This is a genomic window from Nocardia sp. NPDC058518 (assembly GCF_042719655.1).
In the GTDB taxonomy this organism is placed as follows: domain Bacteria; phylum Actinomycetota; class Actinomycetes; order Mycobacteriales; family Mycobacteriaceae; genus Nocardia.
This window is the reverse complement of the sequence record NZ_JBHXNJ010000003.1, coordinates 220218-241469: the sequence shown is the minus strand read 5'-3', so window position 1 is coordinate 241469 and position 21252 is coordinate 220218. Positions and strand designations below refer to the sequence as shown.

19 protein-coding genes are annotated in these 21252 nt (G+C 67.6%); 11 read left to right on the top strand and 8 right to left on the bottom strand.

Annotation, left to right across the window (positions count from 1 at the left end):
• Positions 1 to 155: 155 nt before the first annotated feature.
• Positions 156 to 992, bottom strand: a complete 837-nt coding sequence (locus ACFWPX_RS08185) for an SDR family oxidoreductase (RefSeq protein ID WP_378926780.1) — start codon at positions 990 to 992, stop codon at positions 156 to 158.
• A gap of 127 nt (positions 993 to 1119) precedes the next feature.
• Here ACFWPX_RS08185 and ACFWPX_RS08180 point away from each other — a divergent pair, with 127 nt between their 5' ends.
• Positions 1120 to 1593 carry a MarR family winged helix-turn-helix transcriptional regulator gene (locus tag ACFWPX_RS08180; protein ID WP_378926779.1) on the top strand — a complete coding sequence of 158 codons (474 nt, stop codon included), beginning with the start codon at positions 1120 to 1122 and terminating at the stop codon, positions 1591 to 1593.
• A 70-nt stretch (positions 1594 to 1663) separates the two neighbouring features.
• Here ACFWPX_RS08180 and ACFWPX_RS08175 read toward each other — a convergent pair whose 3' ends face one another.
• Entirely contained in the window at positions 1664 to 2032 is a 369-nt protein-coding gene (locus ACFWPX_RS08175) for a winged helix-turn-helix transcriptional regulator (protein WP_378926778.1), read from the bottom strand.
• A gap of 96 nt (positions 2033 to 2128) precedes the next feature.
• Here ACFWPX_RS08175 and ACFWPX_RS08170 point away from each other — a divergent pair, with 96 nt between their 5' ends.
• Positions 2129 to 2479, top strand: a complete 351-nt coding sequence (locus tag ACFWPX_RS08170) for a DoxX family protein (protein ID WP_378917942.1) — start codon at positions 2129 to 2131, stop codon at positions 2477 to 2479.
• Positions 2480 to 2497: 18 nt separating this feature from the next.
• Here ACFWPX_RS08170 and ACFWPX_RS08165 read toward each other — a convergent pair whose 3' ends face one another.
• From ACFWPX_RS08165 to ACFWPX_RS08150, 4 genes are read right to left on the bottom strand one after another with little or no spacing between them, the layout of a single operon-like run.
• Positions 2498 to 3424: a TAXI family TRAP transporter solute-binding subunit gene (locus ACFWPX_RS08165; protein ID WP_378926777.1), complete on the bottom strand. Its 927-nt coding sequence runs from the start codon at positions 3422 to 3424 to the stop codon at positions 2498 to 2500.
• Positions 3421 to 4893: a sensor histidine kinase gene (locus ACFWPX_RS08160; protein WP_378926776.1), complete on the bottom strand. Its 1473-nt coding sequence runs from the start codon at positions 4891 to 4893 to the stop codon at positions 3421 to 3423. The genes ACFWPX_RS08165 and ACFWPX_RS08160 overlap by 4 nt, the downstream gene beginning before the upstream one ends.
• 16 nt (positions 4894 to 4909) lie before the next feature.
• The gene (locus ACFWPX_RS08155; RefSeq protein WP_378926775.1) at positions 4910 to 5569 is read right to left on the bottom strand and encodes a response regulator transcription factor; all 660 of its coding nucleotides are present in this window, start codon (positions 5567 to 5569) and stop codon (positions 4910 to 4912) included.
• A 46-nt stretch (positions 5570 to 5615) separates the two neighbouring features.
• Positions 5616 to 6986 (bottom strand): MFS transporter, encoded by a 1371-nt coding sequence (locus ACFWPX_RS08150; protein WP_378926773.1) that lies wholly within the window; start codon positions 6984 to 6986, stop codon positions 5616 to 5618.
• 157 nt (positions 6987 to 7143) lie between these two features.
• Between ACFWPX_RS08150 and ACFWPX_RS08145 the strand changes: the two genes are divergently transcribed.
• The gene (locus tag ACFWPX_RS08145; protein ID WP_378926770.1) at positions 7144 to 7626 is read left to right on the top strand and encodes a nuclear transport factor 2 family protein; all 483 of its coding nucleotides are present in this window, start codon (positions 7144 to 7146) and stop codon (positions 7624 to 7626) included.
• A 124-nt stretch (positions 7627 to 7750) separates the two neighbouring features.
• The gene (locus tag ACFWPX_RS08140; protein ID WP_378926769.1) at positions 7751 to 8974 is read left to right on the top strand and encodes a cytochrome P450; all 1224 of its coding nucleotides are present in this window, start codon (positions 7751 to 7753) and stop codon (positions 8972 to 8974) included.
• A 1-nt stretch (position 8975) separates the two neighbouring features.
• On the opposite strand, the gene ACFWPX_RS08135 is transcribed toward ACFWPX_RS08140, so the two are convergent.
• Complete coding sequence (locus ACFWPX_RS08135) at positions 8976 to 9608, bottom strand: TetR/AcrR family transcriptional regulator (RefSeq protein ID WP_378926768.1); 633 nt, start codon at positions 9606 to 9608, stop codon at positions 8976 to 8978.
• 127 nt (positions 9609 to 9735) lie between these two features.
• Between ACFWPX_RS08135 and ACFWPX_RS08130 the strand changes: the two genes are divergently transcribed.
• Together ACFWPX_RS08130 and ACFWPX_RS08125 are read left to right on the top strand one after the other, a co-directional pair.
• The gene (locus ACFWPX_RS08130) at positions 9736 to 10701 is read left to right on the top strand and encodes a hypothetical protein (protein WP_378926767.1); all 966 of its coding nucleotides are present in this window, start codon (positions 9736 to 9738) and stop codon (positions 10699 to 10701) included.
• Positions 10698 to 13199, top strand: coding sequence for a PEP/pyruvate-binding domain-containing protein (locus ACFWPX_RS08125; RefSeq protein ID WP_378926766.1), 2502 nt, complete (start codon positions 10698 to 10700; stop codon positions 13197 to 13199). The genes ACFWPX_RS08130 and ACFWPX_RS08125 overlap by 4 nt, the downstream gene beginning before the upstream one ends.
• A gap of 64 nt (positions 13200 to 13263) precedes the next feature.
• On the opposite strand, the gene ACFWPX_RS08120 is transcribed toward ACFWPX_RS08125, so the two are convergent.
• Entirely contained in the window at positions 13264 to 14331 is a 1068-nt protein-coding gene (locus ACFWPX_RS08120; RefSeq protein ID WP_378926765.1) for a lipocalin family protein, read from the bottom strand.
• 349 nt (positions 14332 to 14680) lie between these two features.
• Between ACFWPX_RS08120 and ACFWPX_RS08115 the strand changes: the two genes are divergently transcribed.
• The 5 genes from ACFWPX_RS08115 (at position 14681) to ACFWPX_RS08095 (ending at position 21196) form a co-directional block, all read left to right on the top strand.
• Positions 14681 to 15124: a pyridoxamine 5'-phosphate oxidase family protein gene (locus ACFWPX_RS08115; protein WP_378926764.1), complete on the top strand. Its 444-nt coding sequence runs from the start codon at positions 14681 to 14683 to the stop codon at positions 15122 to 15124.
• Between the two features lie 93 nt (positions 15125 to 15217).
• On the top strand, positions 15218 to 18298 hold the full coding sequence (locus ACFWPX_RS08110) for an amino acid adenylation domain-containing protein (protein WP_378926763.1): 3081 nt from the start codon (positions 15218 to 15220) through the stop codon (positions 18296 to 18298).
• Complete coding sequence (locus tag ACFWPX_RS08105; RefSeq protein WP_378917922.1) at positions 18295 to 19500, top strand: cytochrome P450; 1206 nt, start codon at positions 18295 to 18297, stop codon at positions 19498 to 19500. The genes ACFWPX_RS08110 and ACFWPX_RS08105 overlap by 4 nt, the downstream gene beginning before the upstream one ends.
• A gap of 50 nt (positions 19501 to 19550) precedes the next feature.
• A complete protein-coding gene (locus ACFWPX_RS08100; protein WP_378926762.1) occupies positions 19551 to 20765 on the top strand; it encodes a cytochrome P450 in 1215 nt (404 codons plus the stop codon).
• Positions 20766 to 20971: 206 nt separating this feature from the next.
• The gene (locus tag ACFWPX_RS08095) at positions 20972 to 21196 is read left to right on the top strand and encodes a hypothetical protein (protein ID WP_378926761.1); all 225 of its coding nucleotides are present in this window, start codon (positions 20972 to 20974) and stop codon (positions 21194 to 21196) included.
• Positions 21197 to 21252 lie beyond the last annotated feature (56 nt).

Genomic DNA, 21252 nt, shown 5'->3' with positions numbered 1-21252 from the left:
CGCGGGGGGCTCCCCTCTCCGCCCGCGTACTTGTTCAGGGGGGGGTGGGGGGGGGTCGGCGGGGGGGCCAACCTGTGGGGGCCCCCCCCCCCCCCCGCGCCCAGCTCAGCCGTGGTTCAGCGGCGGAAATGCTACTGAACCGAGCGATCGTGCGATCAGGAATCCTGATGCGCGGCATCGAGCAGCGGCTGCCCGATGACACCCATCGCCTGCGATGCGCCACCGAGCACCCAGCCACCGTCCGCCGGCAGCACTACTCCCGAGATGTAGTCGGCGAGTGGAGATGCCAGGAATCGGCAGACATTGGCGATGTCACGGGGAGTGCCGTAGCGGCGCAGCGGCACGCTGTTGGTGACCAGGGCGCGGTCCTGCTCGGTCGGAGCCAGCCGGGCCATTCCCTCGGTGCCATCGATCGGGCCCGGAATCACACCGTTGACGCGAACCCCGTACGGGCCCCATTCCAGCGCAAGGACCTTGGTGAGCATGTCGACGCCTGCCTTGGCGGCACACACGTGCGCCTGGGTGATCGTCGGCAACTCCGACTGCGGTGCCGAGATATTGATGACCGAGGCGCCCGGCTTGCGGAGGAATCGGTAGCTCGCGCGCAGGACGTTGTAGGTGCCGAGCAGATCGATGTCGACCACCGACTTGAACCCGTTGGCGGACATGCCGACGGCGGCGGCGGGGAAGTTGCCCGCCGCACCGGAGATCATCACGTCGAAGTCGCCGAACTGCTGATGCACCGATTCCAGGACTGCCTCGGTCGCGCTGTAGTCGCGGACGTCGGCGCTACCGCCGAGCGCTTCGGCACCGAGCGCGCGAAGCCGTTCGACCGCCGCGTCGACCTTGTCGGCGGAGCGACTGAGTACCGCGACCCGAGCACCCGCCCGCGCGAAGTCCTCGGCCACACCGAGATTGATGCCGCTGGTGCCGCCTGCGACGACGACGACCTTGTCGGTCAAGTCGATCTTCTGGATGAATTCTGACTCCATGCCGGGCAGACTATCAGTAGTACGAACTATTACTGGTTGCGATTATCGGGCCTGTGGTTGTCGATGGAGGGTGTGGTCCCGACTACTATCGGTCTGCTGTCCAGTCCAGAAATCGAGGTTTCCGCCAGTGACCGAACCGTTGATCCCGGAGATGGTCGCCGACCACACCACCTGTCTGCTGATCAAGCTCGGGCAGGTGATGTTCCGCGTGAGCGAGGATCGGCTCGCCACGCTGGGGCTGCGGACGAGGCACTTCATGATCTTGAAGGTGCTGGCAGGCGACAAGGCGAGTTCTCAGCTCGAACTCGGAACGCGGTTGCGGATCGACTCGACCACGATGGTTGCCGCGATCGACCATCTGGAGGCAGCCGGGCTCGCCGCCAGGATTCGCGATCACCGCGACCGCCGGCGGTTTCTCATCGAGATCACCGAGCAGGGGATGAGCACGGTCGAGCAGGCCGATGAGCTCGTCCGCACGCTGAACAACGATCTGCTCGACTGTCTCGACCCGGACGAGCGCACCAACTTGCATCAAGCGCTGCTGGCGCTGAATTCCGGCGAGGCATTGCCGCTGGCCTACGATGCTGTGCGCCAACGCTGATGGTGATCTCGCCACTGTCCATCCCTGCCGACCGCCTCGTCGATGGCGAAGTGTCCGTACCGCTGTCGCGCTAGGCGCTGTTCGCCTCAGCCGTTTCATGGAAGTCAACGATCGCTTCACCGTGGGATCTCGCCCATTCGGTCAGTTTCGTGATGGGCTCCTCGAGGGTGCGCCCCAACTCGGTCAGGCTGTATTCCACCCGTGGTGGGGCTTCGGCGTAGGTGTGCCGCTCGACCAGTCCGTTGGCCTGGAGCCGGCGCAGCGTCTGCGTGAGGACTTTGCGCGAGACGCCGCCGATCAACTCGACCAGCTCGCCGTGCCGTAGCGGGCCGTCGATCAGTGCGAAGAGCGTGACCACGGCCCATTTGCTGGCGATGATCTCGATGGCCAGCCGGGCGGGGCAGTCGGCGAGGAGGACGGTTCCGGGGCGAAGGCTCATGAGTCGAAAGGTACCAATAGGTACCTATCGGCTGCCTAGCGTCGGAGGGATGCAGAGCCCTCTGCAAACGTCTCGTCGAACAGTTGAGGTTTCGCCATGTTCATCACCTATGCCGTTGTCGCTGTACTCATGTCGGTGGTGCTACTGGCCTCGGCCGGTGCCAAATTCACCCGGCCGAAGCGGCTCGTCGACCAGATGTCCACCCTCGGCCTGCCCTACCGCATGTTGCCGTTGCTCGGCGTCGCGCAGATCGCCGGTGCGGGCGGCCTCGTCATCGGACTCTGGTGGGGGCCGCTCGGAATAGCCGCCGCGGTGGGCCTTGCGCTCTACTTCATCGGCGCGGTCGCCACACACCTGCGCGTCAGCGACTACCAGGGCACGCTCCCGGCGGCCGTCCTCGCGATTGTCGCGATCGTGCTCATCGCAGTACGGGCCGCGACCCTCTGACCGCCACGGAGATTCGGTTCAACCGTGCCAGCGGCGATAGACCTCGACGGCGCCCGGGTGCAGCGGGACGGTTCCGGTGCCGATCAGGAATCGGCCGTCGAGGAACTGAGTGCCCGCCGCCTCGGCGGGGACGAGGCTGTCGGCGTGCCCGACCAGCAGGTCGACGATGGCGGATGCGGTTTCGTCGGGCAGGGTCGCGGCGGCGAGCAGGAGGTTGGCGACGCCGATGGTGTGGATCGCCGGGCCTGCTGGATAGGCGTCGGCGGGGATGGCGACCCGGTCGTAGACGGGGCCGTACTGTTCTCGCATCGGCGCGGCGAGGGCGCCGAGGTCGATCAGTCGCATCGGGTCGGGCACGGTGAGGGCGGCGGTGGGCACGCCGCCCGCCCACAGCAACGCGTCGATGGTGCCGTCAGTCAGTGCCTGTGCGGCGTCACGGAGGGGACGATGTTCGACCACGACATCGGCGGTGGGATCGAGACCGGCAGTCGCCAGCAGCCGCCGACCGGTGACCGCGGCGCCCGAGCCCGCGGCGCCGAGATTGACTCGGCGTCCGCGCAAGTCTGTGACCTCGTGGATCGGGCCCTCGGTGCGGACCGCCAGCTGCAGGTAGTTCTCGTACACGCGACCGAGGGCCACCACTCGACCCCCGAAGTCGCCGGCCGAATCCGCCAGGGCGAGTGCCATGTCGACATCGCCGTCGGCGACCATCCGCAGATTCTGTTGCGATCCAGCGGTTTCCACCGGCTCGATGCGCAGGGTGCCGGTCTCGTTCGCGGCCGCGGCCGCCAGGAGTCGAGCGAAGGCGTAGTAGAAGCCGCCGTCTTCGCCCGAGGCAAGGCGCACCGTCACCGAATCATTTGTGCCACAACCGAACACGCCCGCCGATGCGAGTGCGGCCAGGGCCAGCATCCGGCGACGTGACATCGGCGAGCCGCCCTTCATCGCGTCACCATAGGCACACCGACTGCCACGGCGAGGCCGTGCGGCCGCACCGCCTCGACCGTCAAAGTCCCGCCCCGCGCCTTGGCCAACGCCTGCGCGATCGACAGTCCCAGCCCCGTTCCGCCTGCGGCCGCGGTCGTGCCGCGGAAGAACCGGGCGGTGAGTTTGTCGAGTTCCTCCGGCGGGACACCTGTCCCGTCATCGGCGATCCGGACCGTCACCCATCCCGGCTCGACCGTCACACCGACGACCGTGTGCGCGCCGGATCCCGCGTACCGGCACGAATTGCTCAGCGCCACATCGAGAATCTGGGCGAGAGCCGCCGAACTGATCGCGGCCCATGTACCTGTCTCGTTGCTCGGCGGCAGTGTGTGAACAGGCGTCGCCGAGACGTCATCGCCGGGCTCGGGGGAGTGATCGGCGGGTGCCGAGGTCAGCCGAACTCCGGCCTCGTCGAACGCTGATGCCCATGCGTCGATGCGGTCGGCCGCTACCTGCGCCGGGTCACAGTGTTCCTCGGTGGATGCCGCGGTACCGAAGGACGCGGGCGCCTGTGCCACGGCCAGTTCCAGCAGATCGTCGAGGAGCGCGGTCAGCCGTTCCACTTCCGCGGTCGCACCGCGAAAGGTCGTCGACGCACGGTCGGGGACGGCGTATTCCAGCGAGTCGAGTCGAATCGACAAGGCGGCGAGGGGATTTCGCATGGCGTGCGCGGTATCGGCGACGAGCTGGTGTTGCGCGTCGGCGGAATCGGCGACGGCGGTGGCCATGGCGTCGACGGATTCGGCGAGGGCCCGGATTTCGGGTGGGCCGCCGTATCGTCTGGTGATCGGTGCGGGGGTGCGGCCGCGCGGCTTGGGCAGTGTCGCGGTGAGTTCGGCGACCGCGTCCGACATCGCCGCGAGCGGGCGCAGCACCCATCGACTGAGGACCAGCGCCAGCAGCATGAAGACGACCATCGCGCCGAGCGCGCCCAGCGCGATCACGGCCCACACCCTGGCGATCGCCGCGCGCGCCGCAGCGGTCGACGCCTCGATGACGACGGCGCCGTTCACCTGCACGCCGGTGCCGACGGGACGCGCGATGAGCATGACCGGTGCGCTCCACGGCGTCAGCCGATTCACCTGCTGCGGGCGCTGGTTGCGGCGAGCCGCGGCCACCGCGGCGCTGATCCGCGGATCGCTCATCTCGACCCCGGAGTTGACGATCGGCGCCCCGCGCGCGTCGACGACCAGTACGTTCTCCCCGAACAGCTCGTGGTAGCGGCCGACCTCGTCGGCGAGCGCCCGCCCGCCGCCCGCCGACGCGGCCGCGTCGGCGAGGGTCGCGAAACGGTCGGCGTCACCGGAACGGCCGAGCACGAGCTGCTGGGTCCGGCTGGTGGCGGCGGTCAGCGACAACGGAATCGCGAAGGCCAGCACCGCGAGCGCCGCGAAGACGGTGAGCGCGGTCAGCAGTCTGCGGCGCATGCTCGTCCTCCGGCGCTCACGCGCCCCACCGATAGCCGTAGCCGCGAATGGTGGTGATCAGTCCTGGCCGGTTCAGCTTGGCGCGCAGTCCGGTCATGTGGACGTCGAGCGATCGCGAGACCGCGACGAACGCATCGCCCCAGATCCGGTCCATCAGCTGCTGCCTGCTCACGGCGGCGCCGGGCCGTTCCACCAGCGCCTCGACGAGCTCGAATTCCTTCTGGGTCAGCGCGATCGGGGCGCCGCCCACCTCGACCACCCTGGCGCGCAGATCTACCCGGACATCACCGGTGACGACCTCGGTCCTTGCCTGCTGGGCGACGGCTGCCGCGCGGCGCAGCACTGTCTCCAGCCGTGCCATGAGCTCGGCGATCCGCGGTGGCTTGACCACATAGTCGTCGGCTCCGCCGCGCAGGCCGCGCACGATGGAGCGTTCATCGCTGCGGGCGGTGAGGATCAGCACCGGGATGGTGCTGACCTCGCGCAGCTGACGCAGGATCTGCAACCCGTCCGCATCGGGCAGGCCGAGGTCGAGGAGCACGGCGTCGTAGCCTCGGTGGGCGATGAGCAAGTCGGCGCCACGGCGCATGCGCTCGGCCCGGTAGCCGCGCGCGGTGAGCGCCTCTACCAGGGCATCGCCCACTCCGTCGTCGTCCTCGACTACCGCCAGCCGCACGCGCCGATCCTCCCACAGCGGAAGGACCGGCCCGTGTTCCGGACGGTCAGGCACGCACGGTGGCCATCGCCCGCTCCGGCTCGACCGCATCGGCATCGACGGCGACTTCGGCGTCGATGGTCGACTCGGCCGAGGTCTCTCGCATGAAGTAGTACGTGATCAGCGAGATGGCGATACATCCGGCGACGTAGAAGAAGTACAGGGACTCGAGGCCCGCCTTCTTCAGCGCGAGGGCGATCATCTCGGCGGTGCCACCGAAGATGGCGACGGTCAGCGCGTACGGCAGACCGACACCGAGCGCGCGGATCTTGGTGGGGAACAGCTCGGCCTTCACGATCGAGTTGATCGAGGTGTAGCCGGTGACGATCACCAGTGCGAGCATCATCAGGCCGAACGCCGCGAACGCGTTGGAGGTTTTCGCGAGGATCGTCATGATCGGCACCGTCAGCACGGTGCCGGAGACACCGAAGAAGATGAGCAGTTTGCGGCGCCCGATCCGGTCCGACAGAGCACCCGCGATCGGCTGGAGCACCACGAAGATCAGCAGCGCGACGAAGTTGATCCAGGCCACGGTGTCCTTGGAGATGCCCGAGGTATTGATCATGAACTTCTGCATGTAGGTCGTGTAGGTGTAGAAGGCCACGGTTCCGCCCAAGGTCAGGCCGACCACCAGCAGGCATTCCCTGGGGTATTGCAGCAGGACCCGCAGCGAACCGCGTGAGCTGCTCGTGGCCGCTTCGGCGGTCCCGTTCTCGGCCGCGGCGGCCTTGAACGAGTCCGATTCATCCATGCCGCGTCGCAGTAGCATCACCACGATCGCGCCACCGGAGCCGATCAGGAACGGAATGCGCCAGCCCCAGCTGTACATCTGCTCGGACGAGAGCACCTGTTGCAGCACGATCTGCACTCCGAGCGCGACGAGCTGGCCCGCGACCAGCGTCACGTACTGGAAGCTCGAGTAGAAGCCGCGCTTGCCCGGGGACGCCACCTCCGACAGGTAGGTGGCGCTGGTGGCGTATTCGCCGCCGACGGACAGTCCTTGCAGCAGCCGCGCCATGAGCAGCAGCACCGGCGCCGCGATGCCGATGGTCTGGAAGCTGGGTGTCACCGCGATCATCAGCGAACCCGCGGCCATCACCGTCACCGAGAGGGTGAGGGCGGAGCGGCGGCCGAACCGGTCGGCGTAGCGCCCGAGCGCCCAGCCGCCGATCGGGCGCATGATGAACCCGACCGCGAACACCGCCGCTGTCGACAGCAGCTGTGCTGTGGGGTCGCCGTCCGGGAAGAACGCCTTCGCGAAGTACACGCTGAACGCGGCGTAGACGTACCAGTCGTACCATTCGACGAGGTTGCCGATCGAACCGCGCAGCACGTTCGCCACTACTCGCCGTTCACCACCGGCCTGTGTCGTTGTCACCTTGGACTCTCCTCTATCGGCGCGGCAATGCGCCGTCGGAGACCACTGTGTCGGCTGTCACAAGCCGAACGGAAGCCGCGCGGGCGGTTCCTAACCTTCCCTTAGGGCGATCCCGTAACCACCACGCCAGATCTAGAACACGTTCTACAATTCGGCGATGGACCTTGTCGCTATCGAGGAGATCAAGCGCCTCAAGCACCGCTACTTCCGCACGCTCGACCTCAAGCTGTGGGACGAGTTCGCGGACTGCCTCGCCGAGGACATCTCCGCGCGCTACGGCACCCAGGCCATGGACAAACCGCTGCACTACGACAATCGGGCCGACGTCGTGTCGTTCATGGAGCAGAACCTCGGTCCCGGGATCGTCACGGTCCACATCGCCAACCACCCCGAGATCGATGTCGACGGCGACACCGCGAAGGGTTCCTGGGCGTTCGAGGACACCGTCCTCGTGCCGGGCGCCGAGATCCAGATCCGTGGCGGCGGGTACTACGTCGACACCTATCGCCGCGACGCGGACGGCGCGTGGCGGATCTCCTCGACGCAGTACGAGCGCATCTACGAGGCCTTGACCTCGCTGGCGGATCTCCCGAGCTTCAAACTGCTCGCCAACCGCTGGGATCCCTCGCTCGAGCACTGACCGGTTCGAACTGTCGTCCCCTGAGGCAGCCCGGCGATCCAGGGTCGGCTTTCCCACCAATGGTGAAACATGTTGCGGTACTGTCGATTACGGGACAGGGGTCCCCGGTATCGAGGAGGATGTCATGAAACCGATCGTGCTGGATTCGACCGGTGCCGACATCCAAGGCGAGTCGGCGCGCATTCAGCAGCGCGGCCCGGTGGCGCTGGTCGAGCTGCCCGGCGGCGTGCCCGCCTGGTCGGTCACCGATCAGGCGATCCTGCGAAGCCTGCTCGCCGACCCTCGGGTGTCGAAGGACCCTCGCCAGCACTGGATGTCGTTCATCAACGGCGAGATCACCGAGGCGTGGCCCTTGCTGCCCTGGGTGGCCGTCGACAGCATGTTCACCGCCTACGGCGTCGATCACCGCAGGCTGCGCAGGCTGGTCTCCCCGGCATTCACTCATCGCCGCACTACCGCACTGCGTCCGCGGATCGCTGAGATCACCGAGGGCCTGCTCGACGGGCTGGCCGCCACACCTGCCGGCGAGCCGGTGGATCTGCGTGACCGCTTCGCCTACCCGGTGCCGATCCGGGTCATCACCGAGCTGGTAGGTGTGCCCGATGATCTGGGGCCTGCGATGCACAAGTGTGTCGACGGTTTCTTCGACGGCTCGTTCACGGCCGAGCAGGCGCAGGCCAACTACCTCGAAATGTACCGGCTGGTCAGCGAACTCGTCGCTTACCGTCGTGCGCATCCGGGTGATGACGTCACCAGTGTGCTGATCGGCACGCGCGACGAGGACGACTCCCATCTGTCCGAGAAGGAGCTCGTCGACACCTTGATGCTGGTCATCAACGCCGGTCACGAGACCACGGTCAATCTGCTCGACCAGGCGATCGTCGCCCTGCTCACCCATCCCGAGCAGCGTGCCGCGGTGGCCGAAGGCGAGGTCTCATGGGCGGACGTGGTGGAAGAAACGCTGCGCTTCCAGGCGCCGGTGGCGCACCTGCCCCTGCGGTACGCGGTCGAGGACATCGACATCGCGGGCGGGTACCGAATCGGCAAAGGTGAGGCCATCTTGGCTTCCTATGCGGGTGCCAGTCGTGACCCAAAGGTGCACGGCGCCACCGCTACCGAGTTCGACCCCACCCGCGCCACCCGCGAGCAGCACCTCGCCTTCGGCCACGGGGCACACCACTGCCTCGGCGCACCGCTGGCTCGCCTCGAAGCCGCCGTCGCGTTGCCTGCGCTGTTCGACCGATTCCCGCACATGCGCCTGGCCACCAGCCCGGCCGAGTTGGCGCCGGTGCCCAGTTTCATCTCCAACGGGCACGCCACCGTTCCGGTGCTCCTGCACGCGGACTAGATCACCTGCCAGTACCTTGTCCGCCGTGCCCGGCCAAGGCTCCGATCTGGTCGGCCAGTCCGTTCAGCACCGTCTCGCGAGAGATCGGTGGACGGCTGAGGATGTAGCGCACCGGTACCGACAGGCAGAGCTGGGTCGCCAGCCAGCACGCCGCGTCCAGCTCTGCCCCACGCAGGGGAGTGCCGAGGAGCAGGAAAGCGGTGCGCATGTGTTCGCGCAGGCGTTCCTCGATCGCCAGCCGGGACCCGGACCGGACGAGCTGGGGCGCCTCGTCGACCAGTATCTCGAGCAGTCTCCGGTTCTCCTCCAGCACGTCCATCATGGAATCGGCGGTTTCCAGAAATACCGCGCGGTCCGCCCATTCCAGCCGAGCGGTCGTGTTCGACAGCGCCTGGCCGAGTAATACGAGGAACCGGTCGAGGACGCCGCGAACCACACCGTCTTTGTCGCTGAAGTAGTAGTAGAGCGAACCGGGACTCACTCCGGCCTCGGCGGCGATCCGGTTTGTGGAAGCGCCCGCGTAGCCATACGTGAGCAGAACCCGAGACCCGGCGTCGATGATCCGTCCGACCATCGCCTCCGAACGGTCCTGTTGCGGGGATTTCCGCGTGCCCGCGCTCTTGCTCGTCGGCATCGCCACTCCCTGACCAATCAGCAAAATGCGAGTTGAAGTCGAATTTCGATCAACCATAGCGTCAGTACATGCCACTGGTCGAAAACTCCCGAACCCAGGCTCACGGACAGCGCATGAGAGGAATCCGATGATCACCCCACTGGACGAGGAGCTGCACGAACCCGGCTCCGGTCCACACTGGCAGGAAAGCTACTACTTCAACTGGTCCACCGACGACGGCCGCTCGTTCGGTTTCACCAGGATCGGGATCGACCATCACGCGGGCACGGCCGACGCCGTCCTGGTGATGTTGCGCGACGGCGAGCCGGAGCTGGTGTATGCCGCTGTGGGAGAACGGATTCCGCCGGGCCTGCTCGGCACCTCGATGGCCGAAGGGCTCGCGGTGGCAGACCTTCGGTACGTCATGATCGCGCCGCTGGGTTCATGGCGGATCGAGCTGCGGGGGCGTCATCATGTCGACCTGTTGTGGGAGACGTTCACCCCGGCAGTCGACTTCCACGAGGGCTTCCCCGGAGCGATGTCCGACGTGCAGCACCATTTCGAGCAGTCGGGGCGGGTGACGGGCAAGGTCGCGGTGCACGGTCGGGCGGCCGAGGTGTCCGGGCTCGGCCAGCGCGACAAGTCGTGGGGTGTGCGCGACTGGAACGGGATCCGCGGCTGGGACTGGATCGTCGGTCAGTTCGGTGACGACCTGAGCTTCAACGCGACGCTGACCGACATCGACGGCGTGCGAACCCCGGTCGGCTACGTATTCGACAGCACCGCAGCCGATCCCGTCGGTGCCGTGCGAGCCGTCGACATCGCCTATACCGGCGACGACCCGCACCGGCCCCAGACGGCACGGATCGAGATCCGCACCGAGAACGGGGTGTACGTGGTGACCGGGCGGGCCGCGGGGCGCGTGCCGCTGTTCAAACGCGGCCTGTTCATCGAGGAAACCCAGTTCGCCTTCGAATGTGAGACCGGGGGCCGGATCCGGCAGGGACAGGGTGTGGTCGAGCACGCGTTCCATGTTGGTGTGGCGGGTGTGGCCCAGCGGCTGCCCCGGCTCGCTCGGGTGGCACTGCGTGCACGACAGGATTCGCGCCGATGATCGAACGACTCACGGCGAGTACGCCACTCGAACTCGCCCGCATCGGGGGCAAGGCATCGGGACTGGTGAGACTGCTGACCGTCGGACTCACCGTCCCCGAAGCCTGGGTGCTGTCTGCGGAGGTCTCCCTCGATGAGGAACGTAAGCAGCAGTGCCTCGCCACCGACTTGCCCGAATGGTGGGCCGGGCGCGGGACCGAATTTCCGAACAGCCGGTGGGCGGTACGCAGTTCGGCGGTCGCCGAGGATCTCGGGGGCGCGTCGTTCGCGGGCGTGTACGAGACAGTGCTCGGCGTGGATTCGCTGGACGCGCTGGTGGGCGCTGTCGAGAAGTGCTGGGAGTCGGTCGCCCAGGACCGTGCCGCACGATACCTCGACACCCAGGGCATGAACTCCGACGCGGGCATCGCACTCGTCCTGCAGCGGATGATCGAGGCCGACGCAGCCGGGGTGATGCTCACCGAGAACCCGCTGCGCCCGTTCGCCGACGAGGTCGTCATCGACGCAGCTTGGGGTTTGGGCGAGTCGGTTGTCTCAGGACGCACAGATCCTGACCATATTGTCCTGCAACGTAACTCGGGCGAGGTACTGCACACCCGCCTCGGCGCCAAGCAGGTCGAGATCGTGTGGGCAGACGGGATCGTCGAGCGCGCGGTCCCCGAGGACCGGCGCGTGGTCCGCTGCTTGACTGACGAGCAGCTGACGTCGCTGCACACCGTCGCGGTCCAGGTGTCGGCGGCGATCGGCCCGCGCCGGGATCTGGAATGGGCCAGCGAAGGCGACCGGCTCTTCGTCCTGCAGGACCGGCCGATCACCGGCCTGCCGCCGCGCGAACCGAAGCAGGTCTGGAGCAGACGATTCGGCGACGAATACCTCGCCGAGTACACTACCCCGCTCGGCCACGACCTGATGGGCACCTGGCTGGTCGGCCCGAATATCGACGAAGTGGCGCAACTACAGGGCAGACCGGAAATCGTTGCGATGGAGAAACTCCGGCGCCACGACGGCTACATCTACCTCAACGGCGATTACGCGCTCGAGCTGATCCGTTCGGTGCCGGTGGATGCCAGAGCCGATACCCCGCTCGTCGCCTGGTTCGACCCGGTTTTCTGCGAGCGTTTGATGGCTGTTCCGTTCGAGCCGCTGCTGTTGATCCGCACCTTGGCTGCGTCGCGGAAGGACCGGCGCCGCGGCGGTGTTCGTGCGAATCTCGCGGCGTTGCAACAACATTGCACAGCGGTCGAGGTGCGCATAGTGCCGAAGCTCCGGCAGAACTATCGCGAACTCACCGACGAGCAATGGCGTGCGCAGTTCGCCGAGGCGGACGGCTTCGGCCAGGACCATTTCCGGGTCATCCGATGGGGCATGGGCCAGCACGGTCCGGTGCTTCGAGGGCTGCTCGGCAAGTTGCTCACGGGTTCGGCAGACAGCGTGCAGACGTTGATCAGCGGACTGCCCGGCACCCACACGGCCGCGATCAACCGTGCCATATGGGAATTGGGCACGCTCGGCCGCGACGACCCAGCTCTGCTCGACGGGCTGCGCGCGGCCACGCCCCACCTCCAGCTGCGGGAGTCGACGGCCCACTCGAAGTTCTGGCGGCATTTCGACATGTTCCTCACCGAGCACGGCCACCGGTCCGCCACCCGCGAGATCTCGGCACAACGCTGGCACGAGCAGCCCGACGTAGTGCTGGCGCTGGTGCGAGCCCACGTGCGGGGGGAGGCACCGAGCCCCGATCCCGCCGAGTTCGAGGTGGCCGCGCAAGCGCGCCGGATGGACGAGGAACGTCGCCTCAGGGCCGAGCTCGGCCGGGTCCGCCGGACCGTGTTCGATCCGCTGGTCGCCCTGGTGCAGGACTACACCGTCTATCGCGAAAACCAGCGCTACCACCTGGATTACATTCTCGACCATCTGCGCCAGCTGCTGCTCGAGCAGGGCCGCCGGCTCACGGAACGCGGATTTCTCCAGGACCGGTCCGAGGTCTTCCTGCTCACCGGTGCGACGTTCTCGCAACTGGTGTGGAGTCACGACCACGCCGACCGGGACGCGGTGGCCGCCGAAGTGGCCGAGGCGCGCGCCCATCGCGAGCGGTTCGCGTCGCGGCTTCCCGCGGCCTACCTGTTCGACGGAGTGCCGACCGAGGGGAGGGCTAGTGCGCCGGGCGTGGACGCCGACGGAGCGCTGGTCGGGTTCGGGGCGTCGGCAGGCCAGGCTGTCGGTGTCGTCCGCGTGGTCACCGGACTGCCGGATCTCGCGTCGGTCGAGCGGGGCGAGGTGCTGCTCGCATCGAATATCGATCCAGGCTGGACGAGTGTCTTCCCGCTCATCGCGGGCCTGATCACCGAGACAGGCGGGATCCTGTCGCACGGCGCGATTCTCGCCCGCGAGTACGGCATACCCACGGTGACCAGCCTCGACGGCGCCCTGTCCCTGCTGCCGGGCGGCGCACGCGTCCGGGTCGACGGCTCGGCGGGGACGGTGACCGTTCTGGACTGACGGAACATCGAAACAGCAACGGGGCCAAGGTCTTACGACCCCGGGCCCCGTTGCCGATGGTGCGTCAGAAGCCGCAGAGGCACTGCACCGGGGTGATCTCGGTGTAGCTCTTACCGGTTACCGCCTTGCCGTCGACCGTGCCGGTGACGGTCGCCGCGCCCTCCCAGTAGTCGAGGTTCGGAACCGCCAGGTTCGACTCCTGATCGAGCTGCTTCGGCGTGATCGTGAACCTACCGCCGGGAACGGTCACTTCCCAGCCGCTGGTGTAGGTCCGATTGCTGCGCGGGCTCTTCCACGAGCCGATCGGTGTCATCGACAGCTCGCTCGCGGACAGCTCGGTCGTCTTGCCGTTCGGCTCGACACGGGTGCCGAATTTCGTGCTGTAGCTCCCGTTGGGGCCCTTCACCAGGAACACCATGAAGTCGGTGCCGTTGTCGAGTTGGATGCTGTACCAGTCCCATCCGGCGGTGGTGCCACCGTCGAACCATTGGTGGTCCATCCACGCTTCACCGCCGGTGATGGTCACCACGGTGCCGTGGTCGTTCACTGTGCCGGATACATCGAGCCCGGTCCACGAGTAGTAGCCGCTGTCATCGAAGGGCGCGAACTCGACGAACCCGTCACCACCGTGCAGGGCCGCCGGCTTGTTCGCCGAGGTCCGGATATCGAGGATGTAGTCACCCCAGTTCACGTTGCCCGCGACGCGGTTGTTGCCGTCTTTGCCCTTGAAAGTCCAACCCTCCAAACCGATGTCGAACCCACCGCCGCTGGGATCGTCGGTGAACCCGGCGCCGTTCTTGTTGCCCTGGGTGTAGGTGCCGCGCTGTAGGTCGGTGACGGCCATGTGGTGTGCGTAGCCGTCGAGTCCCCAGGCTGGGTGATTCTTGAACAATGTCGACTGGATGCCGTACTCCCGGACATTCCCGCTCGGGTCTTTGCCCTTCAGATGCCCTGTGACGTACCACCATTCCATCTGCTTGCTGTGGCTGGATTCGTTCTCGGCGACGAATTGGGCCGGTGTCTGCGCGGCGGCCTGGCCTGACACGCTGATCGACAACGCGATCGCGAGTCCGGCGACGAGTACGCGAATCAGGCCGGGGCGCCGGGATCGCTGGGACCGGGAAATGAACAATGGAGCCTCCTTCGGGGCGAACACGCACAAAGTAATCGCCGCCGAAGTTCGACTACAATTCGCATTCGCGATCGTCGGTGACCCGCACCGCACCGCCTGAATCACCAGATCAACGCAATGATTTGTCACAGTCGGCGACGGCACAGCGACGTTTCGTCGAAAGGTGCTCGTGTTTCGGGCGCGCCGCCGTTTCGCAAGCAAATGGTGATTCGTTCGTATGGCATGATCGAAACGGTTTCCAGTAACGTCACCATCCTGACCGGTTCGATGAGTCGTTGATTAATTGTGATCGTTGGCGCCGCCACCGGAAAAATGACACCTCAGGAGCCCCCGACAAATGCTGCCTGCCATGTCCCACGATGAGCGCGAACAATTCCTCGCCGCCCCCCGCGTCGGCATTCTCGGAGTCACCGACCACAGAGATGGCGCCCGTGCTCCCCTGGTGGTACCGGTCTGGTACGGCTACGAGCCGACGGGTGAGATCGTGGTCGAGATAGGCCGCGAGACGATCAAGGCCCAATTGCTGCGTGCCGCCGGTCGGTTCAGCCTTTGTGTGCAGGACGAGCGGCCGCCGTACCGGTATGTCAGTGTCGAGGGACCCGTGACGGCCGTCGAGGACCCGATCGACCCGGACGTGCGCGCGGCCCTCGCCCAGCGCTATCTGGACCCTGAGCAGGCGCGTGCCTATCTGGCGGCGACCGCGGACCAGCTCGAGCAAGACATCGCTATCCGGATGCGCCCGCAGCGCTGGCGCACCGCCGACTTCGCCGCTTTCGCAGCCGACTTCGCGTAAGCCGGCGCCGAAGCGGGTCGCGACGACCGCACCGGCTGAACAGCACACCGCACGCACCGAGCAACCGAAGCCGTACGAACGGAGAAGGACTTGGTGACCTACATCGATGATGCGTCACGCCGGCGTGACGCATCCCCGGCCGACGGACCGCTGCCCGCCTATCCGCGCGACTCGTGCATACCGGAGCTGTTCCAGGCGCAGGCCGCCATCCGACCCGACGCGCCCGCGGCCCGGCACGGTGGGCGCGCCATGACCTATGGGCAGCTGGCCGCCCGGGCCGAGGACTTGGCGGCGCGGCTGCTCGCTCAGGGCATCGAGCCGGGCGAGCTGGTCGGGGTCTGCGGGAGCCGCTCACTGGAGGCACTGGTCGCGCTGCTCGGCATCCTCGCGGCGGGTTGCGTGTACGTACCACTCGACGAGGATCTACCACCGGCCCGGTTGCGGGCCATGGCCGAGGATGCGGGACTGCGGGCCGCCGTCGTCCTCCCCGGCAGCGCGCGTCGCGTGCGCGGCCTGCGCGTGAGCGTCCGGCTCGACGACGACGCGCCGGGCAGCGACATTCGCGCACCGCGGCGCAGGCAAGTCCGTGCCGCCTCCGCCGCTGATCCCGCCTACGTCGTTTTCACCTCCGGCACAACCGGTCGCCCCAAGCCGGTGGCCGTTCCGCACCGGGGCGTGGTCCGGCTCGTCCTGTCCGACCACCGACTGCCCTCGCCCGGGCCCGGCGACGGAGTCCTGCACGCCTACGGCTTGTCCTCCGATGCCTCGACGATCGAGATCTGGAGCGCGCTGCTCACCGGCGCGTGCCTGGTCATCGCGGACCGGGAGGAACTGCTCTCGCCCACCGCCCTGGCGGAGCTACTTCGCGCGCGGGATGTGACGTTCGCGTACCTGACGACGAGCGTCTTCCATCTCGTCGCCCGCACCCGCCCCGAGGCGCTGGCCGGGCTGCGGTTCGTCTCGGCAGGCGGGGAGGCGATGGACCCGCCGCTGGCGAATGCCGTCCTCGCGGCCTGCCCCGGCACCACCGTGGTCAACTTCTACGGGCCGACCGAGAATTCGGTGGTCTCCACCGCCCACGTGCTGCACCCGCTGCCCGAGGACGCGACGCATGTTCCTCTCGGGCGCCCCTTCGGCGCCTCCACCTGTCACGTCGTGCGGGCCGATGGTTCGGTCGCCGCGCCCGGGGAAGAAGGTGAGCTCTACGTCGGCGGGGACGGGCTTGCCCTCGGCTACCTCGGCGACCCGCAGCTGACCGCCGAGCGATTCGTGCGGCTGCCCGCGGTGGAACCCGGTGAGCTGCTGTACCGGACCGGCGATCGGGCGGTGTGGGCCGACGGTCTGCTGGAGTTTCGTGGGCGGCTGGATCGTCAGGTGAAGTTACGCGGCGCGCGTGTGGAACTCGACGAAGTGGAGGCCCGATTGCGGGCGCACCCGGCGGTCGGGGAGGCCGTCGTCGAGGCCGCGGACGGGGCGCTGACCGCATACGTCACCGCCGCACGGCCGGGCTGCGCACTGCCGCTGCCGGAGTTGCGCTCGTACTGCGCGCAGTGGCTGCCGCCGCAGGCCGTGCCGGTGCTGGTGCCCCTCGGCCGTTTCCCGGTGACCAGCGGAGGCAAGGTGGACCGTGCCCGGCTGCTGGCCGGTGCCGTCGCGATGGACACGGCGGAGCAGGCAGCGGTCGATGGGGTGCTCGGCGTCCTCACTCAGGTGTGGCACCAGGTGCTGCGCGTGCGCCCCACGCCGCGCGACGACTTCTTCCTCCTCGGCGGCGACTCCCTGCTCGCCTCCGAGGCCGTCACCCGCACCCTCGCCGTCCTGAACCTCGACGCCGCCAGGGGCTCCGCCCTGATCCGGGCGCTGCTGAGCGCACGCACGCTGGAGGGCTACGCGGCCGCCGTCGGCCTGGCGTGCGACGGCACCATCGCGGCAGCCGAGCAGGTCGTCGACTTCGCGAGGGAGACCGAGCTCGGCTTCGATCTGCCCTCGGCCCATGGCCCGGACCCGAGCCCACACGCACCTCGGGAGGTGTTGCTCACGGGCGCTTCAGGTTTCGTCGGCGCCTTCCTCCTCGACCGGCTATTGCGCTCGACGTCGGCGCGTGTCCACTGTCCGGTGCGAGCGGTCGGCCGGGCGCGCGCCGAGCAGCGGGTGCGCACGGCGCTCGCCCGTTATGGTCTGCGTCCGGAGGCGGCGGCGTGGCGTCGGGTGGAGTGCTTTCCCGGCGACCTGACCGAGCCCCTGCTCGGCCTGTCGCAGGCGCACGCGCAGGAGCTGGCCCGCACCCTGGACTTGGTGGTGCACAACGGCGCCCACGTCAACTTCCTCTATCCCTACGCGGAGTTGCGCGCGGCGAATGTGGACGGCACCAGGGAGGTCGTCCGGATCGCGGCGCCACGTCGGGTGCCGGTGCACTTCATCTCGACGGTCGCCGTCGTCGCCGGGTTCGGCGCGGCCGGGGTCCGCGAAGTGGCCGAGGATCTGCCGTTGGCCCACGCGGACGGACTCACCATGGGCTACGCGGAGAGCAAGTGGGTCGCCGAGGGCGTGCTGCGGCAGGCGGCGGAGCAGGGTCTGCCGGTGGCGGTCTACCGGCCGTACGAGGTGACAGGCGACCGGACACACGGCGTGTGCAACACCGAGACAGCCATCTGCTCGCTGTTCAAGACTATCGCCGAGACCGGGCTCGCCCCGGACATCGAGCTGCCCATGGACTTCGTGCCAGTGGACCACCTCGCCGAGGCCGTCGTCCACATCGCCACCCACCAGCCTGCCGAGGGCCGGGTCCATCACCTCACCAATGCGCGCCGCGCCATGCTCTCGGATGTCCTCGACCGGATGCGAGCGGCCGGCTTCGTGCTGCGGACGCTGCCCTACGAGCAATGGGTCGGCGAGCTGGTGCGCCATGTCGCCGAGCATCCGACCAGCGCGACAGCCCCGTTCGTGTCCCTGTGCGTCGACCGCAGCCGCACGGCGGACATGTCCGTCAAGGAGATGTACCTCGAGAACACGTTCCCGAAACTGGGGCGGGCCAACACCGAGGCGGCACTGTCCGGCAGCGGATTGCATTGTCCACCAGTGGATTCCGCACTGCTGGACCGCTATCTGGAATACCTGTTCACCTCCGGCTTCCTGGCGCGCCCCGCCGCCGAGCCTTCGGTGACCAGCGCATGAGCGAGGCGGTTGCCGGAGTACCGGCCGTCGAGCCCGGCACCGCCGGACCACCGTGCGAGTATGCCGAGCTCCGCATCGAAAAGCCCGTCGTCCGAACACAATTGCCCAACGGTGAGAGTGGCTGGCTGCTCAGCCGCTATGCCGATGTGCGTGCCGCGTTCGCCGATCCCCGGTTGGAGCGGCCGCTACTGTCCGCGTGGCCGCTGCGCGAGGGGGACCCGGCGCCACCGCCGTGCCTGCCGACGTTCCTGGAGATGACCGGAGCGCACCACGAGCGGGTGAGGCGCGCGGTCCTGCCGCTGTTCGGCCGACGGCGGCTCGAGTTCATGGGACCGCGGATCCGGGCCATGGCGGAGGAACTGATCGACACGATGGTGGCGGGGGCCGCGGACGGTACCGCGGATCTCGTCGCCTCCTACGTCGAGCCACTCCCGCTGCGGGTGCTGTGCGAGACCACCGGACTGCCGCACGAGGACCGCGACATCTACCTGCCGCACACCCTCACCCTGCTCGGCGCGTCGGGGGTGCCGATGGCGGAGGTACTGGCGGCGCTGTACGCGCTGCAGGACTATGCGACCGCGCTCATCGCCCGCAAGGAGCAGGAGGGTGCGGGCGAGGACTACATCCTGCTGCTACTCGCCGAAAGCCGTTCCCCTGGTAGCGAATTGACTCGCGATGACGTCGTCAGCTTCGTCGTCACCATGCTCATGGCCGGTTACAAGACCAACATGCAGCACACGGGCAACGCCCTCCTCGCCCTGCTCACCCACCCCGGTGCGCTGCGGCGGCTGCGCGCGGAGCCGTCGGGGATCGGCACGGCGGTGGAGGAGTTGCTGCGGTATGTGCCGCTGATGAACGCGATCAACATCCTCGTCGCGAAGGAGGACTTCACATTGCACGATCAGCATATTCGCGCCGGTGACGCGGTCGTCCCCGTGCCCGCGTCGGCCAATCGCGATCCCTCGGCGTTCGCCGAACCCGACCGCCTCGACCTGACCAGGTCGCCCAACGCGCATGTCGCGTTCGGGCACGGACCGCACATGTGCACCGGTGGCCACCTGACGCGGCTTCAGCTCGCCACCACGATCCAGGTGCTGCTGGAGCGGCTGCCCGGCATCGAGCTCGCGGTGCCGGTCGATGCGATTCCCTGGGACGAGTCGACCCCGCTGCGCGCCCCGGCACGGCTGCCGGTGCGCTGGTGACCGGTCGAACCGACCCGTCAACGATTTCAGGAGAGAGAGGTCTGCCCACCGTGACCGAATCCGACCGAGGACGTCCTGCGGGAAGCGTCGATTCCCGCTATCCGTTCAGCACCAAGGGCGACCGCATCGCCCCGGAACTCACCGACTTGCAGAGCCGATGTCCCGTAGCCCGCGTCGGCACCAACTCCGGTGGCGAGGCATGGCTGGTCACCAGCTACGAACTGACCAAGCACGTGCTGCGCGACCGGGCGTTCGCCCGCTCCGTGCTGGCCGAGGCCGACAGTCCGGCTCAGGACACCCCGGTTCTGGCGCCCGAGTTGCTCGACGTCATGCACCACCTCGAGCGGGCCGGGCTGCGCGAGGAGGTGCTGCGGGCGCTTGGCCGCAACCAGCCCGATCTACCCGCCGACTGGGTCGCCGAGATCACCAGGGACGGCTTGGAAGCCATGGTCGAGCAGGGCCCTCCAGGCGATCTGCAGCGCTACTTCGCGGAGTGGGTCGCCGGGCAGTGCCTGTGCCGACTGCTCGGCCTGCCCTTCGAGGACCACAGGTGGCTCGCCGAACGAGCCGACACGGACCTGACGATGGTGACGTATTCCCAGGAGGAGCTCGCCCGCAACTGGGAGGAGATCCGCGCCTATATGCAGGCGCACATGGCCGCCCGCCGCCCCGGCGGGCCGCGCGGCCTGGCGGACCGCCTCGCCGATCTCAACGCCCGACAGCACGGACTGACCGATCGCCAGTTGTCGAACATCGTCGTGGTCCTGTTCGTCAGCGGCTATGAGGATTTCGCGGGCTTTCTGGGGGTAGGGGCGCTCAACCTCCTGCAGCGGCCCGAGGTGATCGGGGCGGTACGGGCCCGACCGGAGACGATGCCGCAGTGCGTGGAGGAACTGCTGCGGTACAGCGTCGTGCTGGGCAATGCGATCCCGCGCTACGTCACCCGGGACGCGGAGTTGGGTTCGGTGTCCGTCGAGGAAGGCGACCTGGTGTTGTTGTCGCTGGACGCGGTCAACGTCGACCCGGCCGCGTTCGCCGATCCCGGCGTCTTCGACGCGACGCGCTCGCCCAACCCGCATCTGCGCTTCGGTTACGGCCGTCATCACTGTCCGGGTGCGCATTTGGTCCGCTGCCAATCCGGCACGGCATTTCGGGTCCTGCTCGACCGCCTGCCCGGCATCCGGCTGACGGTGCCGGTGTCGGAGGTGCCATGGCATCCCAACCGGATGGCGATCATGCCCGCCGCAATCCCGGTCGATTGGTGAGGATTTCGACCGAATTTCGACCACTTCGTCGGTTATGCCGCCAGGAATGGAGTCGTGGATGTTTTCATTGTTCGCTACGTTATGCCTATGTGGCCAGAAATTCACAAAAAATAGGAGCTGACCCTATTCGGCATCGTGTTAAGTTTATGCCGCAAGTATGCAGTCTCCGAAATGTAGTACACGACTACGAATTTGAGGAGCATTACATGCGGTTCGTCAAGACAAGTGCTTTCGCTGTCGCCTTTGCCGCTGTGTCGGTTTTCGGGGCGGGAATGGCGCAGGCCGCCACCGTCAAGGTGACCGGTGAACTATTGGGTTGCGCTTTCGAGGCAGGCGTGTCCAATGAAACGATTGTAGAATTGACCCGCAATCTGGGCGGGAGCACCGAACTCTCGGCGGCAGCAGCAGCCGAACTCGAGGGCTGTCTCTAGCAGTCCCGATATCTGCGGGTCGGTCCGGCGTCTGGGTCCCAGTAACCCCGGGGTGA

Bases quoted from the DNA above. Each gene is read 5' to 3' on its own strand.
- ACFWPX_RS08185 (WP_378926780.1), bottom strand. From the start codon at position 992: ATGGAGTCAGAATTCATCCAGAAGATCGACTTGACCGACAAGGTCGTC.
- ACFWPX_RS08175 (WP_378926778.1), bottom strand. From the start codon at position 2,032: ATGAGCCTTCGCCCCGGAACCGTCCTCCTCGCCGACTGCCCCGCCCGG.
- ACFWPX_RS08170 (WP_378917942.1), top strand. From the start codon at position 2,129: ATGTTCATCACCTATGCCGTTGTCGCTGTACTCATGTCGGTGGTGCTA.
- ACFWPX_RS08165 (WP_378926777.1), bottom strand. From the start codon at position 3,424: ATGAAGGGCGGCTCGCCGATGTCACGTCGCCGGATGCTGGCCCTGGCC.
- ACFWPX_RS08160 (WP_378926776.1), bottom strand. From the start codon at position 4,893: ATGCGCCGCAGACTGCTGACCGCGCTCACCGTCTTCGCGGCGCTCGCG.
- ACFWPX_RS08145 (WP_378926770.1), top strand. From the start codon at position 7,144: ATGGACCTTGTCGCTATCGAGGAGATCAAGCGCCTCAAGCACCGCTAC.
- ACFWPX_RS08140 (WP_378926769.1), top strand. From the start codon at position 7,751: ATGAAACCGATCGTGCTGGATTCGACCGGTGCCGACATCCAAGGCGAG.
- ACFWPX_RS08135 (WP_378926768.1), bottom strand. From the start codon at position 9,608: ATGCCGACGAGCAAGAGCGCGGGCACGCGGAAATCCCCGCAACAGGAC.
- ACFWPX_RS08130 (WP_378926767.1), top strand. From the start codon at position 9,736: ATGATCACCCCACTGGACGAGGAGCTGCACGAACCCGGCTCCGGTCCA.
- ACFWPX_RS08125 (WP_378926766.1), top strand. From the start codon at position 10,698: ATGATCGAACGACTCACGGCGAGTACGCCACTCGAACTCGCCCGCATC.
- ACFWPX_RS08115 (WP_378926764.1), top strand. From the start codon at position 14,681: ATGTCCCACGATGAGCGCGAACAATTCCTCGCCGCCCCCCGCGTCGGC.
- ACFWPX_RS08105 (WP_378917922.1), top strand. From the start codon at position 18,295: ATGAGCGAGGCGGTTGCCGGAGTACCGGCCGTCGAGCCCGGCACCGCC.
- ACFWPX_RS08095 (WP_378926761.1), top strand. From the start codon at position 20,972: ATGCGGTTCGTCAAGACAAGTGCTTTCGCTGTCGCCTTTGCCGCTGTG.